At 67.7% G+C, this 14,005-nt stretch carries 13 protein-coding genes and 2 pseudogenes; 6 read left to right on the top strand and 9 right to left on the bottom strand.

Annotation, left to right across the window (positions count from 1 at the left end; genetic code table 11):
- Window positions 1-148: 148 nt before the first annotated feature.
- Window positions 149-889: pseudogene (gene scpB / locus LRS53_RS04040) on the bottom strand (SMC-Scp complex subunit ScpB); the annotation flags it as partial.
- Between the two features lie 137 nt (window positions 890-1,026).
- Between scpB and LRS53_RS04035 the strand changes: the two are divergent.
- Both LRS53_RS04035 and LRS53_RS04030 read left to right on the top strand, forming a co-directional pair.
- On the top strand, window positions 1,027-2,013 hold the full coding sequence (locus tag LRS53_RS04035) for a GlxA family transcriptional regulator (RefSeq protein ID WP_231355018.1): 987 nt from the start codon (window positions 1,027-1,029) through the stop codon (window positions 2,011-2,013).
- A gap of 16 nt (window positions 2,014-2,029) precedes the next feature.
- Complete coding sequence (locus LRS53_RS04030) at window positions 2,030-2,227, top strand: DUF1272 domain-containing protein (RefSeq protein ID WP_331275285.1); 198 nt, start codon at window positions 2,030-2,032, stop codon at window positions 2,225-2,227.
- 154 nt (window positions 2,228-2,381) lie between these two features.
- Here the strand turns inward: LRS53_RS04030 and LRS53_RS04025 are convergent, their stop codons facing one another.
- Genes LRS53_RS04025 through LRS53_RS04005 form a run of 5 tightly spaced genes read right to left on the bottom strand, consistent with a single transcriptional unit; the run spans window position 2,382 to window position 6,275 of the window.
- Window positions 2,382-3,293, bottom strand: coding sequence for a bestrophin family protein (locus LRS53_RS04025; RefSeq protein ID WP_231355017.1), 912 nt, complete (start codon window positions 3,291-3,293; stop codon window positions 2,382-2,384).
- The gene (locus tag LRS53_RS04020) at window positions 3,290-3,772 is read right to left on the bottom strand and encodes a GNAT family N-acetyltransferase (protein WP_160922680.1); all 483 of its coding nucleotides are present in this window, start codon (window positions 3,770-3,772) and stop codon (window positions 3,290-3,292) included. The genes LRS53_RS04025 and LRS53_RS04020 overlap by 4 nt, the downstream gene beginning before the upstream one ends.
- 49 nt (window positions 3,773-3,821) lie before the next feature.
- Window positions 3,822-4,346, bottom strand: a complete 525-nt coding sequence (locus tag LRS53_RS04015) for a chromate transporter (RefSeq protein WP_231355016.1) — start codon at window positions 4,344-4,346, stop codon at window positions 3,822-3,824.
- On the bottom strand, window positions 4,343-4,894 hold the full coding sequence (locus tag LRS53_RS04010; RefSeq protein ID WP_093251952.1) for a chromate transporter: 552 nt from the start codon (window positions 4,892-4,894) through the stop codon (window positions 4,343-4,345). The genes LRS53_RS04015 and LRS53_RS04010 overlap by 4 nt, the downstream gene beginning before the upstream one ends.
- 13 nt (window positions 4,895-4,907) lie before the next feature.
- The gene (locus tag LRS53_RS04005; protein WP_231355015.1) at window positions 4,908-6,275 is read right to left on the bottom strand and encodes a GntT/GntP/DsdX family permease; all 1,368 of its coding nucleotides are present in this window, start codon (window positions 6,273-6,275) and stop codon (window positions 4,908-4,910) included.
- Window positions 6,276-6,460: 185 nt separating this feature from the next.
- Between LRS53_RS04005 and LRS53_RS04000 the strand changes: the two genes are divergently transcribed.
- Window positions 6,461-7,093: a cyclodeaminase/cyclohydrolase family protein gene (locus LRS53_RS04000; protein ID WP_017641321.1), complete on the top strand. Its 633-nt coding sequence runs from the start codon at window positions 6,461-6,463 to the stop codon at window positions 7,091-7,093.
- A 6-nt stretch (window positions 7,094-7,099) separates the two neighbouring features.
- Complete coding sequence (locus LRS53_RS03995) at window positions 7,100-8,353, top strand: DUF2254 domain-containing protein (RefSeq protein WP_231355014.1); 1,254 nt, start codon at window positions 7,100-7,102, stop codon at window positions 8,351-8,353.
- Here the strand turns inward: LRS53_RS03995 and LRS53_RS03990 are convergent.
- On the bottom strand, window positions 8,350-9,288 hold the full coding sequence (locus LRS53_RS03990) for a cation diffusion facilitator family transporter (protein ID WP_231355013.1): 939 nt from the start codon (window positions 9,286-9,288) through the stop codon (window positions 8,350-8,352). The genes LRS53_RS03995 and LRS53_RS03990 overlap by 4 nt on opposite strands.
- 228 nt (window positions 9,289-9,516) lie before the next feature.
- Between LRS53_RS03990 and LRS53_RS03985 the strand changes: the two genes are divergently transcribed.
- Window positions 9,517-11,223, top strand: a complete 1,707-nt coding sequence (locus tag LRS53_RS03985) for an amidase (RefSeq protein WP_231355012.1) — start codon at window positions 9,517-9,519, stop codon at window positions 11,221-11,223.
- Window positions 11,216-11,608, top strand: a pseudogene (locus tag LRS53_RS03980) (MFS transporter); the annotation flags it as partial. The gene LRS53_RS03985 and the pseudogene LRS53_RS03980, both read left to right, overlap by 8 nt.
- Window positions 11,609-11,638: 30 nt before the next feature.
- Here LRS53_RS03980 and LRS53_RS03975 read toward each other — a convergent pair.
- Together LRS53_RS03975 and LRS53_RS03970 are read right to left on the bottom strand one after the other, a co-directional pair.
- The gene (locus tag LRS53_RS03975; RefSeq protein WP_231355011.1) at window positions 11,639-13,180 is read right to left on the bottom strand and encodes an APC family permease; all 1,542 of its coding nucleotides are present in this window, start codon (window positions 13,178-13,180) and stop codon (window positions 11,639-11,641) included.
- A 58-nt stretch (window positions 13,181-13,238) separates the two neighbouring features.
- Window positions 13,239-13,985 (bottom strand): gamma-glutamyl-gamma-aminobutyrate hydrolase family protein, encoded by a 747-nt coding sequence (locus LRS53_RS03970; protein ID WP_231355010.1) that lies wholly within the window; start codon window positions 13,983-13,985, stop codon window positions 13,239-13,241.
- Window positions 13,986-14,005 lie beyond the last annotated feature (20 nt).

Below are 14,005 nucleotides of genomic sequence, written 5' to 3'. Positions count from 1 at the left end.
AATATCGCGGCCATGGGCCGCTCCTACAGTTAAATCGGAGCCTGGAGCGGTCGCTACGGCGCACCGGCATGGCCGCGATACGGATCAGCCACTGGGGAGGCTTATGTAGGTTGGGCTGAGCGTAGCGAAGCCCAACAGGGCTGACTCAACCCTCGTCTTCTTCGTCCGCCGCCTGGCGCAGGTCGTCGAAATCGGTCTTGAGGCCGGTCTCCATGGCGTCCAGCTCGGTGAGCAGGGTGCGAAAGCTGGTGCGCTCGGGGATCACCAGGGTGTCCTCTTCTTGCTCCGGCTCCCCTACCCCCAGTGCCGCCAGGCTCAACTCGGGGTCTTCCAGCACCGACGCCGGTTCGGGTTCCAACTGGCGGACCTCGGCCAGAGGCGGCAGTTGGTCGAGACTGCGCAGGTCGAAGTAGTCGAGAAAGGCCTTGGTGGTGGCGAACATGGCCGGGCGGCCGGGCACGTCGCGATAGCCCACCACACGGATCCAGTCGCGCTCCAGCAGCGTCTTGACGATCTGGCTGTTGACCGCCACGCCGCGCACCTCTTCGATCTCGCCACGGGTGATCGGCTGGCGATAGGCGATCAGCGCCAGGGTCTCCAACATGGCGCGGGAATAGCGCGGCGGACGCTCCTCCCAGAGTCGCCCGACCCAAGGCGCGTACTTTTCGCGCACCTGCAGGCGATAGCCGGACGCCACCTCCTTGAGCTCGAAGCCGCGCTTGCGACAGGAGCCACCGAGCACGGCGAGACCGGCGCGCAGGTGGGCGGGCTCGGGGCGCTCGTATTCTTCGAAGAGTTCGGCCAGACGCTCCAGGGTCAGGGGGCGGCCGGCAGCGAGCAGGATGGCTTCCAGCAAGGGTGCCAGTTGCTTGGGATCGGTGTAGTTCATGGGCGGCGATGATAAGGCCGGGCGCGAGTCACGCCAAATCCAACCTATTTCAGAATGGCCAGATCCGTGGGGTCTTTGGCCTTGTCGCCAGCCGGGGCGGCCAGGCATGCTCGTTAGATCGCTACGGAGAGCCACCCATGCCGCTGATCGCTGCCCTGCTCTACCCAGACGTCATGAGCCTGGACGTCACCGGCCCGCTGCAGGTATTCGCCTCGGCCAACCTGGAACGGGAACGTCAGGGCCTGCCCGCCTACTATCAGCTGCGCCTGCTGGGCGCCGCCGAAGGCTTGGTCAGGACGTCAGCCGGCATCGGCATCCAGGCCGAACAGGGTTGGTACGACCTGGACGTGGGCGAGGTGGACACCCTGCTGATCCCTGGCGGCATAGGCATCGAGACGCTACGCCAGGATGCCGGCCTGCAGGCCTGGCTGCGCGATCTGGAACCCCGGGTGCGGCGTCTTGGCTCGGTGTGTTCCGGCGCCTTGATGCTGGCCAGTGCCGGCCTGCTTGACGGCCGCCGGGCCACCACCCACTGGGCCTATGTCGACGAACTGGCGGCCTTTCCGGCCATCGAGGTCCAGGGCGACCGCCTGCATACCTATGATCCACTGGGGCGCGATGGCGATCCCCATGTCTTCACCTCGGCCGGCGTCACCGCCGGCATCGACCTGGCCCTGGCGCTGGTGGAGGCCGATATCGGGCGCCCCCTGGCCCTGGCGGTGGCGCGTCGGTTGGTGATGTTCCTCCGCCGTCCCGGTGGCCAGGCGCAATTCAGCGCCTGCCTGGCGCCCGATCCGGGACGGACGCCCCGCCTGGCCGCCCTGCTCGACTGGATTCCCGGCCATCTCGGCGAGGACCTTGGGCTGGAGCGCCTGGCCGAACGCGCCCATATGGCGCCCCGTACCCTGTCGCGGCTGTTCAGTCGCGAGGTGGGCATGGGCCCGGGTCGCTATGTCGAGCAGGTCCGGCTGGAGACGGCGCGGGTGCTCTTGCAGGACGGCCAGGCCTCCATCGCCACCGTCTCGCGCCTGTGTGGCTTCGGCCACCCTGAAAATCTGCGACGCACCTTTCACAAGCACCTGGCGGTCAGCCCCCAGGACTACGCAGCGCGCTTCGGCGCCTGATCAGGGAGCGACAGCCATGCTGGACATGCGGACTTCGTGTGAGCACTGCGCCAAGGCGTTGCCGATGGAGAGCAAGGAGGCGGTGATCTGCTCCTATGAATGCACCTTTTGCACGGAATGCGCGGCGGGGCCGCTGCAGGAGCAGTGTCCGAATTGTCGCGGGGAGCTGGTCAGGCGTCCGCAGCGGGTAGCGAAAGAAGCTCAAGACACCTGACAGCAAGGCACGGCACGGCACGGCCATGGCGATCCGCCGATGTGACCGCTCTGAGGCACACTGCTGATCACGGCCATGGGCCGCTCCTACAGATACACCTCTGCTGTAGGAGCGGCCCATGGCCGTGATCGCATCAACGCGAATCATCACGCCATCACCGCAACAACCCCGCCTCCGCGCGGATCGGCTCCGGGGTGGGTTCGCCCAGCAGATCCAGCACGGCGATTTCCAGCCCACGACTGAGGGCGTCCAGCGGCAGGTGGTTGGGCTGGGTGCCGAAGGGATCGGCGATCTGGTCGCCCAGGGCATCCAGGCCAAAGAAGGTGTAGGCGAGCACCAGCACCGCCAGGGGCGTGAACCAGCCCAGGCTGTCCACCAGGCAGAACGGCAGCAGGAAGCAATAGACGTGCACCACCCGGTGCAGCATCAGGATGTAGGGATAGGGAATGGGGGTCTGGCGGATGCGCTCGCAGCCACTGAGCACCGTGGTCAGCCGGTCCAGCTGGTTATCGACGTTGGCGATCAGCGGGTCACCGAGCCCTTCCTGTCGTGCCCGGGCAACCAGCGTTGTGCCCAGCCGGCGGATCAGCGCACTGGGTCGGTGAGGGACCGCGAGCAGGGTTTCCTCATCCACCAGCACGCGCTGCAGATCGGCAGACGGTGCTTCCCGGCGCAGGTGATCACGCAGCGCATAACCAAAGGCCAACAGCGGGGTCAGCAGCTGGCGGCGCTCGACCGCATTCAGGCTGGGCAACAGGGTCTCGACCTGGCGCGCCAGGTTGCGTCCGGCGATCAGCAGTTCGCCCCACAGACCACGCGCCTCCCAGAAGCGCTGGTAGGCGGTGGTGTTGCGAAAGCCGAGAAAGATCGCCAGGGTCAGGCCCCAAAGGGTCAACGGGGTGGTGGTCAGGCCGAAGTCGAAGCGCAGGATGACGCCATGGCTGAGGGTCACCGCCAGGCTCAGCAGCATCACATAGAGCAGCTTGCGCCAGATCGCCTGGACGATGGACCCGCGTACCGTGAACAGCAGTTCGCGCAGCGAGGGATTCTGGGGGCGGGTGATCACCGGTAAGGCCGAGGCAGTCTGAGATGAATCAGCGCCACCCGCTCACCGGCCACCGAACGTCGCTCTTCGATGGCATAAGGGGTGAAGCCCAAGGCTTGGTAGAGCAGTAGCCCCACCACGTTTGCGTTGAAACAGGAAAGGACCACTTCACGGGCGCCGTGTGTCTCGAACGCGCGCCCTATCATCATCTTCAGCAGGTAACGTCCGACCCCCTGCCCCCGGTAGGCGGGATCAACGACGGCATTGCCAATCGCATACACCTCATCCGCCCACCTGCAGAAGTTGGAAAATCCCACCACTCGCCCATCCGCCACCACGACGCGATTGTCGCGACGCTCCGCGATGGCGGCCTGCAATTGAACTGGGGTGAGCGGGAATTGGGCACGGGGAAACCAGAACATCAGCTCCGTGGGGTTCTTGGAGAATTCACATAGGGCGGGCAGGTCACTGTCTTGGACCGGCCGATGGCTTAGCTGCAAGGTGAGGTCCTCGGGTTGATGGCTGGACGATCTTGCCCAGCTTTTTGGCTTAGCTACCAAACACTATCCCGACCAGCACCCCGCCGGCCAGCAGCCACAGCGGATGCCAGCGGGTAAATAGCGACCCCAGAGCACCCGCCGCCAGGATCAGCACCCACAGCGGCGTGGTGGCCACGCTCACGCCCACCAGCCAGGCACTGGCGGCTACCAGGCCGACGGTGACCGGCACCAGTCCGGCCTGCAGATGACGGCGCCAGGGGCGGTCGGCGAAGCGTTGCCAGAGGTGCAGCACGCCGAGGGTCAACAGCGAGGACGGTACGAACTTGGCCAGGGAGGTCACCAGCAGCCCCGGCCAGCCGGCCACGTGCCAGCCGATCAGCGGCACGATCATCAGGTTGGGACCAGGCGCCGCCTGGGCCAAGGCGAACAGGGCGGCAAAGTCGGCGGCGCTCATCCAGCCGTGCACCGTCACCACCTGGCGCTGCATCTCCGGCAGCACCGAATTGCCACCGCCAAAGGCCAGCAGCGAGAGCTGGGTGAAGATCAGTGCCAGGGCCAGCAGAGTCGCGCTCATAGGCCCTGCCGATAGCTGAGCAGGACGCTGATCGGGGTGAGCACCAGCATGGTCCAGAGCAGCGGCAGCTTGAACAGCGCCAGGGCGAGAAAGGCCAGGCAGGCGATGCCCAAAGCCAGCCAGCGACCGCGCAAGGGCTGAATGAGCTTGACCGCCATGGCTACCAGCAGGCCGGCGGCCGCGGCCGCGAGACCGGCGAAGGCGCGGCCCACCAGGGGGTCGTCATGGTAGCGGTCGTAGAGAACGCCCAGGCCGACCACCACCAGGGTCGGCCCCACCAGCAACCCGGCGGCAGCGGCCAGGGCGCCGCTCCAGCCGGCGAATCTCATGCCCACCGCCACCGAGAGGTTGATGATGTTGCCGCCCGGCAAGAACTGGCAGAGGCCGAGCAATTCGGTGAATTCCTCCGCCGACAGCCAGCGCCGCTTCTCCACCAGGTAGCGCCGCGCCAGCGGCAGCACCCCACCGAAGGCCGTGATGCCCAGGCCGAAGAAACCGAGGAAGAGATCGCGGCGCCGCGGCCGGTGCAGGGTGGAGTCGTTGTCCATGGGCAGGGGTTCGTCAGATCCAGAGTGACAACAATAGCGTACCGGCAAGACCAGTGACGGAAACCAGGGTCTGCAGCACCGACCAGACCCACAGCGTCTGCTTGAGCTCCAGGCCGAAATACTCGCGCACCATCCAGAAGCCGGCATCGTTGACGTGGCAGAAGAACACCGAGCCGGCGCCGATGGCCAGGGCGATCAGCGAGGCCTGGGGACCGGCCAGCCCGGCCACCACCGGCGCCAGGATACCGGCCGTGGTGGTGGTCGCCACCGTCGCCGAGCCGGTCGCCTGGCGCAGCGCCACCGCGATCAGCCAGGCCAGCAGGATGTAGGGCAGATGGGCGCCCTCGGCGACCTTGGCCACCGTATGGCTGACCCCGGCGTCGAGCAGGGTCTGCTTGAGGCCACCGCCGGCGCCGATGGTGAGCAGCAACGCGGCGATGGGCGCCAGGCTCTTGCGCAGCACGCCACCGACGCGCTCGCGCGGCATGCCACTGCCCCAGCCGAGCAGCACGGTGGCCGCCAGCACGGCGAGCCCCAGGGCGATCAGGGGTTCGCCAAGAAACTTCAGCCCCTCCGCCAGACCGCTGTGCGGGTCGAGGGCGACCTTGGCGAAGGTGCTGCCCAGCATCAGTAGCACCGGCAACAGGATCACCAGCAACGACAGACCGAAACCCGGCTGGCGCGCGCCCTGATCCCGGGCGCTGAACAACTCGCCCAGCTCCGCCGGCGGCTGGATCGTCATGCGCCGCGACAGCCAGCCGCCGTACAGGGGACCGGCCAGGATCACCGCGGGGATGGCGATCACCAGGCCCAGGAGCATGGTCAGGCCAAGGTCCGCGTGCAATGCCCCGACCGCGATCAGCGGACCGGGGTGCGGCGGCAGCAACGCGTGCAGGGTGGTCATCCCGGCCAGGGCCGGAATGGCGATGCGCAGCAACGGCTGCCCGGAGCGCTGCGCCATGACGAAGATGATGGGCACCATCAGTACCAGGCCGACCTCGAAGAACAGCGGCAGGCCGATCACCATGGCCACCAGGGCCATGACCCAGGGCAGGCTGCGACCCTTGCCCAGGCCCAGCAGGGTGCTGGCGATGCGATCGGCGGCACCGGACTCCGCCATCAGCGCACCGAGCATGGAGCCCAGGGCGATGATGATGCCGGCCTCGCCAAGGATCCCACCCGCGCCCTTGCTGAAGGCCTTGGCCACGGCTTCGGCGGGCAGCCCGGCCCCCAGGCCGGCGATGAAGGTGCCGATGAGAATGGCCAGGAAGGGTGGCAACCGGGTGACGCCAATCAGCAGGACGATGGCCAGGATGGCGGCCAGGCAGCAAGAGATCAGCCGGGTGTCGTGGGCGACCCAAGCGAGCGCAGCAGGATCCACAGGTGACTCCTTGTAACTTATTGTTTCAGGATCACCTTAACCGAAACAAGGTTCGAGGTACGACGTAAATCGAAATAACCCCTTTCGCTTATTGCACTTAGCTTGCGAACCTCAGGCGTTTCGCAGGATCCAAACTGCGTTCGGTCATGACCGAATCCCTTACCCTTTGCTCGCAGGCGGTTGGCATGAACGAAACCTCTACTCTCTGGCAGCAGACCCTCGCCCAGTTCCGCGACGGCACCGGTTCCACCCTGCCCACCCCGGGCAGTGGCGCGGCGGCTACCGTGGCGGCCTGCCTGGGCGTCGCGCTGGTCCTCAAGGGCTTGAAGCTCAGCCAGCAGCGCCAGCCGGTGACCCGCCACGCCGAGCTGATCACCCTGGGCGAGCGCCTGCAGGAAGCCCTGAGCACCTGTGCCGACGCCGATGTGCAGGCCTTCGCCAACTACCTGGAAGCCGATCGTCAGGCCAGTGGCGCCGGGGCCGAGGGCGAACGTCGCCAGCAGGCGCTCAATCTGGCCGCGGCCAACGCCGTGCAGATTCCCATCGCTACCGCTCAGCTGTGCCTGGAAGCCCTGGATCTCGCCGTGATCGCCACGCCGCTCACCGTCGAACCGCTGCGCAGCGACACTCTGGCCGGCGGTCGCCTGGTGCATGGTGCCCTCGGTGCGGTGCTGACCACCGTGGATGCCGACCGCAATGGCCTGAAATCCGGCGACGCCCGGGAAGCCGCGCGGCAGATGCGCGACAAGCTCCAGCAGCAGGCTGATCAGCGACTCGCCCAGCTGAGCGCCACCCCCGTTCCGCCGGCCATGGGCTGACGGCCGGTGCTGGCCCGCCTGGGCTGGGTCCTGCGCGGACTCCAGCGACGCCTGTGGTTCCGCGCCACCCTGTTCTCGGTCGCCGGGGTGGCGACCGCCCTCCTCGCCCTGCTCCTGCGTGACCACATCCCGGCCAGTCTGCCGGCCAAGGTCGGCGCCGATGCCGTCGACAAGATTCTCACCATCATCGCCAGCAGCATGCTGGCGGTAACCACCTTTTCCCTCAGCACCATGGTGACGGCCTACAACGCCGCCGCCAGCAGCGTGACGCCCCGGGCCTATCCGTTGCTGTTGGAAGACAGCACTACCCAGAACGCCCTGGCCACCTTTCTCGGCTCCTTCCTGTTCAGCCTGGTCGGCATCATCGCCCTGAGCACCGGCCTCTACGGCGACAACGGCCGCGTGGTGCTCTTCGCCGTCACCCTGGTGGTGATCCTGCTGATCGTCTTCACCCTGCTGCGCTGGATCGACCACCTCTCCCGGCTGGGGCAATTGGATGCCACCAGCGATAGCATCGAAGACGCCGCCCGGCACAGCCTGCAGCGCTGGTTGACCCATCCTTACCTGGGTGGGGTGGCGGCGCCGGTCGATGAACCCGCCAACGGCCGCCCGGTCCTGGCGGACCGCACCGGTTATCTGCAACGGGTAGACATGCCGCTATTGGCGGACCTCTGCGGCGACCGCGCTCGCCTGCGCCTGGCCGCCCTGCCCGGCGCCTTTCTCGATCCGGCGCAGCCGCTGCTCTGGGTGGAAGGCCTACCGCCGGAAAAGGACGCGCGCCTGCGCGCCGCCTTCACCCTGGATGCGCGCCGGGTGCACGACCAGGATCCGCGCTTCGGCCTGACGGTGCTGGGCGAGATCGCCACCGGGGCGCTGGTGCCTTCGCGCAGCGATTCGGGCACCGCCATCGCCATCCTCGGTCGCGCCCAACGGCTGCTCACCGAACTCACCGAAAGGCGCGAGCCCGTCGAGCCTCGCTATCCGCGGATCGAGGTGCCGGAGCTATCGCTGGACGATCTCTTCGACGACTTCTTTCTACCGGTGGGCCGCGACGCGGCGCCCCTGGTGGAGGTGGGCATGCGGCTGCAGAAATCCCTGGCGCGCCTGGCGGTCCAGGGCGATGCGCGGATCAGGCGCGAGTGCCTGCGGCATTCCCGCCTGGCGCTGGCCCGGGCCGAAGCCACCCTGGGCCAGGCCGAAGACCGAGTCATCCTCCAGCAGCTGGCTGCGGACGTCGAACGCCTCTGCGCCTCCCGCTAGCGCGACCAGGCCGGGTCGGTGGTGAAGGCGATGGTCAGCCAGCGGTCCGGGCCCTCGCCGCCAATGGCCTCGCCGATCTCGTCGCGGATGGCGTCCCATTCGTCCAGGGTCTTGGCCGGCCAGCCCACCGGCACGATGAAATACAGCTCGATCTGCCGGGCCCGGCCGACCTTGGCCACATAGGCACGGTAGTCGAGAAAGCCGAAGCGCGAGACCATGCCCTGGGCGACCTCATCGACCTGCTGCTTGAGTTGCGGCGGGGTCACCATGAGGATTTCCGTGAAGGCCTGCCAGACCAGCTTCAGCGGTATGGGAATGATGAGTACGCAGATGATCGACAGCACCAGGGGATCGATGTACGGCGTGATCCAGGCGTAGGCCGTGCCTTCGGCCAGGGCACCAACCAGGAAGGCCAGTACCAGGGCGGCCGAGATGCTGCCCGACATGATCCAGCTCTTGATGTCGAGCTTGAGAAAGTCCGACTGGATGTCCCGGTTCAAGCGATGCACGAGGGCGGCGAAGCCAAAGCAGCATACCGCAGCGACCAGTGCATAGAGCAGCGCCATGCCGAACGCCAGCGCCTTGCCGCCGCTCATCAGGCTAATGATCGAGTTGACCAACGCGTAACAGGCCACGATGCACAGCACGCTGCCGTTGAGGGCGAGCACCATGGGTTCCAGGTGCCAGAACCCCATGTTGAAGCGCTCGGCCAGTCGCCGGTCGCCCTCCGCCTCCTGGCCGTGTCTATGGATCAGCATGGCCACCAGCAGCGCCACGCCACTCATGAAGGCGTCGGTCAGCGAATAGAAGCCGTCGAAGACGATGGCGTAGGAACCCGACAGCACCCCGAAGGCGATGCCCACGACCGCCAGGACCACCGTGACGACGATGGAGAAGCGCAGCACCGTGCGCTCGTTGCCTAGGCGTTTCAGCATGACTCACTCCAGCCACGGGATCGCCGCCAAGGGCGGCGAACAGGTTCAATTCAGGCCAATCATAGAGGTCGGCAGGCTAGCCTGCATGGGCAGTTCGGCAAGGCTTCCATGCATGGACGCAATCAAAAGCCGGCAGGCTTCGGGTGTACACTGCACCGGTGCTTCTTTCCTTCAAGGCCTCTGACAGCAGCCTCTTCCGTATCCCAGAATCCTCAACGGCGACCCACCATGATCGAAGTTACCGAACGCTCCATCGCCGAGTTGCGTCGCGCACTCGAAACCGGCCAGACCACTGCGGTGCAGCTGGTCGAGGCCTACCTGGCCCGTATCGATGCCTACGACCCGCCCGCCAGCGCCACCGCGCTCAATGCCGTGGTGGTGCGCAATCCCAAGGCCCTGGCCGAAGCCGCCGAGTCCGATTGCCGTCGCGCCCGGGGCGAGACCCTGGGGCCGCTGGATGGCATCCCCTACACCGCCAAGGACAGCTATCTGGTCAAGGGGCTGACCGCCGCCTCCGGCAGTCCGGCGTTCAAGGACTTGGTCGCCCAGCGCGATGCCTTCACCATCGAGCGGCTGCGCGCCGCCGGTGCCATCTGCCTGGGCAAGACCAACATGCCGCCCATGGCCAACGGCGGCATGCAGCGCGGTGTCTATGGCCGCGCGGAAAGCCCCTACAACGCTGGCTATCTCACCGCGCCCTTCGCCTCCGGGTCCTCCAACGGCGCCGGCACCGCCACCGCGGCCAGCTTCGCCGCCTTCGGCCTGGCCGAGGAAACCTGGTCCAGCGGGCGCGGCCCGGCGTCCAACAACGGGCTCTGCGCCTACACCCCCTCGCGCGGGGTCATCTCGGTGCGTGGCAACTGGCCGCTGACGCCGACCATGGACGTGGTGGTGCCCTATGCCCGCACCATGGCCGATCTGCTGGAAGTGCTCGACGTGGTGGTGGCGGACGATCCCGACACCTCCGGCGACCTCTGGCGCCTGCAGCCCTGGGTGCCACTGCCCAAGGCCTCGGAGGTCCGCCCGGCCCGCTATAGCGACCTGGCCGTCGACGCGAACGCCCTGGCTGGCAAGCGCCTCGGCGTGCCGCGCATGTTCATCAACCAGGACCCGGAGGCCGGCACCAGCGACAATCCCGGCATCGGAGGCCCCACCGGCCAGCGCATCCATACCCGGCCCTCGGTCATCGCCCTCTGGGAACAGGCCCGCGCCGCCCTGGAAGCGGCCGGCGCCACCGTGGTGGAGGTGGACTTCCCGCTGGTGTCCAATTGCGAAGGCGACCGCCCCGGCGCGCCCACGGTGTTCAACCGCGGCATCGTCTCCCAGGCCTTTCTCCACGACGAACTCTGGGACCTGTCCGCCTGGGGCTTCGACACCTTCCTGCGCGACAACAACGATCCCAGCCTGAACCGGCTGGTGGACGTCGAAGGCGAGCTGATCTTTCCCCACGAACCCGGCACCCTGCCCAACCGTGAAGGCGACCTGGCCGCCGGCATGGCCGAATACGTGCGCATGGCCGAGCGGGGGCTCAAGACCCTGGACCAGATCACCACCCTCCCCGACGGCCTGCGCGGCCTGGAACAAACGCGCAAGATCGACCTGGAAGACTGGCTGCAGGCCCAGGGCCTGGACGCGGTGCTCTTTCCCACCGTGGCCGACGTGGCGCCGGCGGATGCCGAGATCAATCCCGCCTCGGCCGACATCGCCTGGAGCAACGGCGTCTGGGTCGCCAACGGCAACCTCGCCATCCGCCACCTAGGCGTGCCGACCGTCACCGTGCCCATGGGCGTGATGGCCGACATCGGCATGCCGGTGGGCCTGACTTTCGCCGGGCGGGCCTATGACGACTCGAATCTGCTCAGGCTCGCCGCCGCCTACGAGGCGACCGGTTCCAAACGCCAGGTACCGCCGCGGACGCCGCCGCTGGTGGGTTGAGGGTAGAGTGGTGAGTCTTGCCGGCTTCGCCGCGGTCGCGCTGCTGCTGGGGCTCAACCGTGATTCGGCGATGGCGCAGTACCTGGGTCTCTTCGTCTGGGGGCTGACGTTCGGCGGCGCGGCGACGCTGCTGCAAGCCGCCCTGGCGGATACCGCGGGCAGCGGCACCGATGCAGCCCTGGCGATGAACGTGGTGACCTGGAACAGCGCCATCGCCGGGGGTGGCATCCTGGGCGGCCTGTTGCTGGAAGGCGTCGGCCCCCAGGCCCTGAGCTGGGCCGTGGTGGCCTTGTCGCTGGGCGCCCTGGCCATCGCGACGGCTGCCCGGCACCACGGCTTTCCGGCGGGCACCCGGGCGAGCGTCTCACCCGTCCTGGGCCACTGACCGTCCGCGCAGGCACCCGGCCCGCGCCCTTCAGCCCCGGTGCGGGACCGCCTCCAACGTCTCGCCCTGGAAGAAGGCCGGCGCACGCCAGCGGGCGAACAGCATCAGCACCAGACCCAGGGCCAGGATCACCACGGCGATGATGAACACCAGGCCGATACCGCCCAGGTGCGAGCCGCTGCCGAAGTCCGGCGACAGGCTGGCGATGGCGGTCTGCCAGAAGATCACCGAGAGGATGATGGCGCCGAGCAGCGGGCAGAGGCCCCGCAGCAGCGCATGGCGCAGGCTGTCGAACAGGCTGCGGCGGAAATACCAGACGCAGGCATAGGCGGTCAGCGAGTAGTAGAAGCAGATCATCATGCCCAGGGCGGTGATGGTGTCCGCCAGGACGTTGTCGCTGAGGGTGCGCATGACCACATAGAAACCGCCCGTGGCGATACCGGCGGTGATGGTGGCATAGCGCGGCGTGCGCGAGCGCGGGCAGATATGGGCGAAGCGGTGCGACACCGCACCGTAGTATCCCATCGCCAGCAGGGTGCGCGCCGGGGAGATGAAGGTGGATTGCAGAGAGGCGGCGGTACTGGCCAGCACCGCGATGGACATCAGGATCGCCAGCGGCCCCATCACCGGTCCCGCCAGGTGGGCGAAGACGTTTTCCTGGATCTCGGGATTGCCCAGCCCCAGGCCGGCGTCGCCGATGCCGGCGAATTGCAGGGTGGCCGCGGCGGTAAAGAGGTACAGCAGCAGGATCAGCAGCACCGTGACCGTCGCCGCGCGCCCCGGCACCTTCTGGCTGCCCACCGACTCCTCGCTCACCGTCAGGCAGACATCCCAACCCCAGAAGATGAAGATCGACAGCGACAGCCCGGCGGCAAAGGCGGAAAAGGATTCGACGTTGAAGGGGTTGAACCACTCGGGGTGGAAGACCACCGGCGCCGCCGCTGGCGCGGCGTTGAAGGCCGCCAGCGAGAAGCCGACCAGCACCAGCAGCTGCAGGGCGACCAGCCCGTACTGGACGCTCATGGTCATGCCGATGCCGCGGCAGCTGATCCAGACCGCGATGGCGATGAACACGCAGCAGGTGACGATGTTCACCAGCAGGTGCTGCGACAGCGCCGCCAACTCTGCTCGACCGCTGAGCTGGGCGAGAAAGAGATAGAAGAAGTCCACCGCCACCCCGGCGAGGTTGGATAGCACGATGGTGGTGGCCGTCACCAGGCCCCAGCCACCGATCCAGCCAATCATGGGGCCGAAGGCGCGGGTCGACCAGGTAAAGGAGGTGCCGCTGTCCGGATCCACGGCGTTCAGCTCGCGATACCCCAGGGCCACCAGCAGCATCGGCAGGAAGCCGACGATGAAGACCGCGGGCAGGTAGACGCCCACCTCGCGCACGGTCGGCCCCAGGGCGCCGGTCAGGGTGTAGACGGGGGCGATGGTGGAAATGCCCAGCACCACGCAGGCGAGTAGCCCCAGGGAGCCGGCGGCCAGGCCCTTGGCGGACGGATCGGCCAGGGCTTCCGGCCCGGTGTTGCCCGGGGCGCCTGCAGGTGCGCCCTTGCTCTGTTCAGTCATGCGTCTCTGCCCTGCTGTTGGAATTGTTATTCAGAGTCCGGCGTGCGCGGCAAGGTGCCTAACGCGACGCGGCATGGCGCTGGCAGGCGTCGCGGAACGCGTCCAGCAGCGTCAGGGATTCGGGGTTCTCGCGGAAATTCCACTCGGGATGCCACTGCACCCCGACGACGAAGCCCGGCGCGTCCGCCAGCGACACACCCTCCACCAGACCATCCGGTGCCCGGGCCTCGACGCGCAGCCCACTGGCCAGCCGATCGAGGCCCTGGCTGTGCAGCGAATTCACCTGGAAGCTCGCCGGCAGCCCCAGGCGCTCGAACACCCCGCCCGGCGGCACCTGGACCGGATGCTTGGATGCGTATTGCTCGGCCAGCAGCTCGCTCTGGGGCTCGCGGTGATCGTCATGGCCGGGCAACTCCTGCACGCGTTGATGCAGGCTGCCGCCGAGGGCCACGTTGAGCTCCTGAAAGCCCCGGCAGATGCAGAACACCGGAATGCCGCGATCGATGGCCAGCCGCAGCAGCGGCAGGGTATAGGCGTCCCGGGAGGCATCGTGGTGGGTGCCGGCCAGACTGGCGGGCCCCTGGTAGTGATGGGGCTCGACATTCGACGGCGAGCCGGTGAACAGCAGGCCGTCCAGGTGTTCCAGCAGCGCCTGCGGATCGCTCGGCACGCTGCGCGCCGGCAGTACCACCGGCAGCCCGGCGTGACCCGCGGCCTCGACGTACTTGTCGCCGACGGTATGGGAATCGTACTTGCCGAGCGTCTGCCGGCACGCCGTCACGCCGATCAGGGGCATAGGGGACATGGCTTATCTCCAGAGTGCCC

Origin of the sequence: Pseudomonas sp. PLB05, assembly GCF_021106615.1 — a bacterium.
In the GTDB taxonomy this organism is placed as follows: Bacteria; Pseudomonadota; Gammaproteobacteria; order Pseudomonadales; family Pseudomonadaceae; genus Chryseomonas; species Chryseomonas benzopyrenica.
The sequence above is the reverse complement of the archived record's forward strand: the minus strand, read 5'-3'. Positions and strand labels throughout refer to the sequence as shown.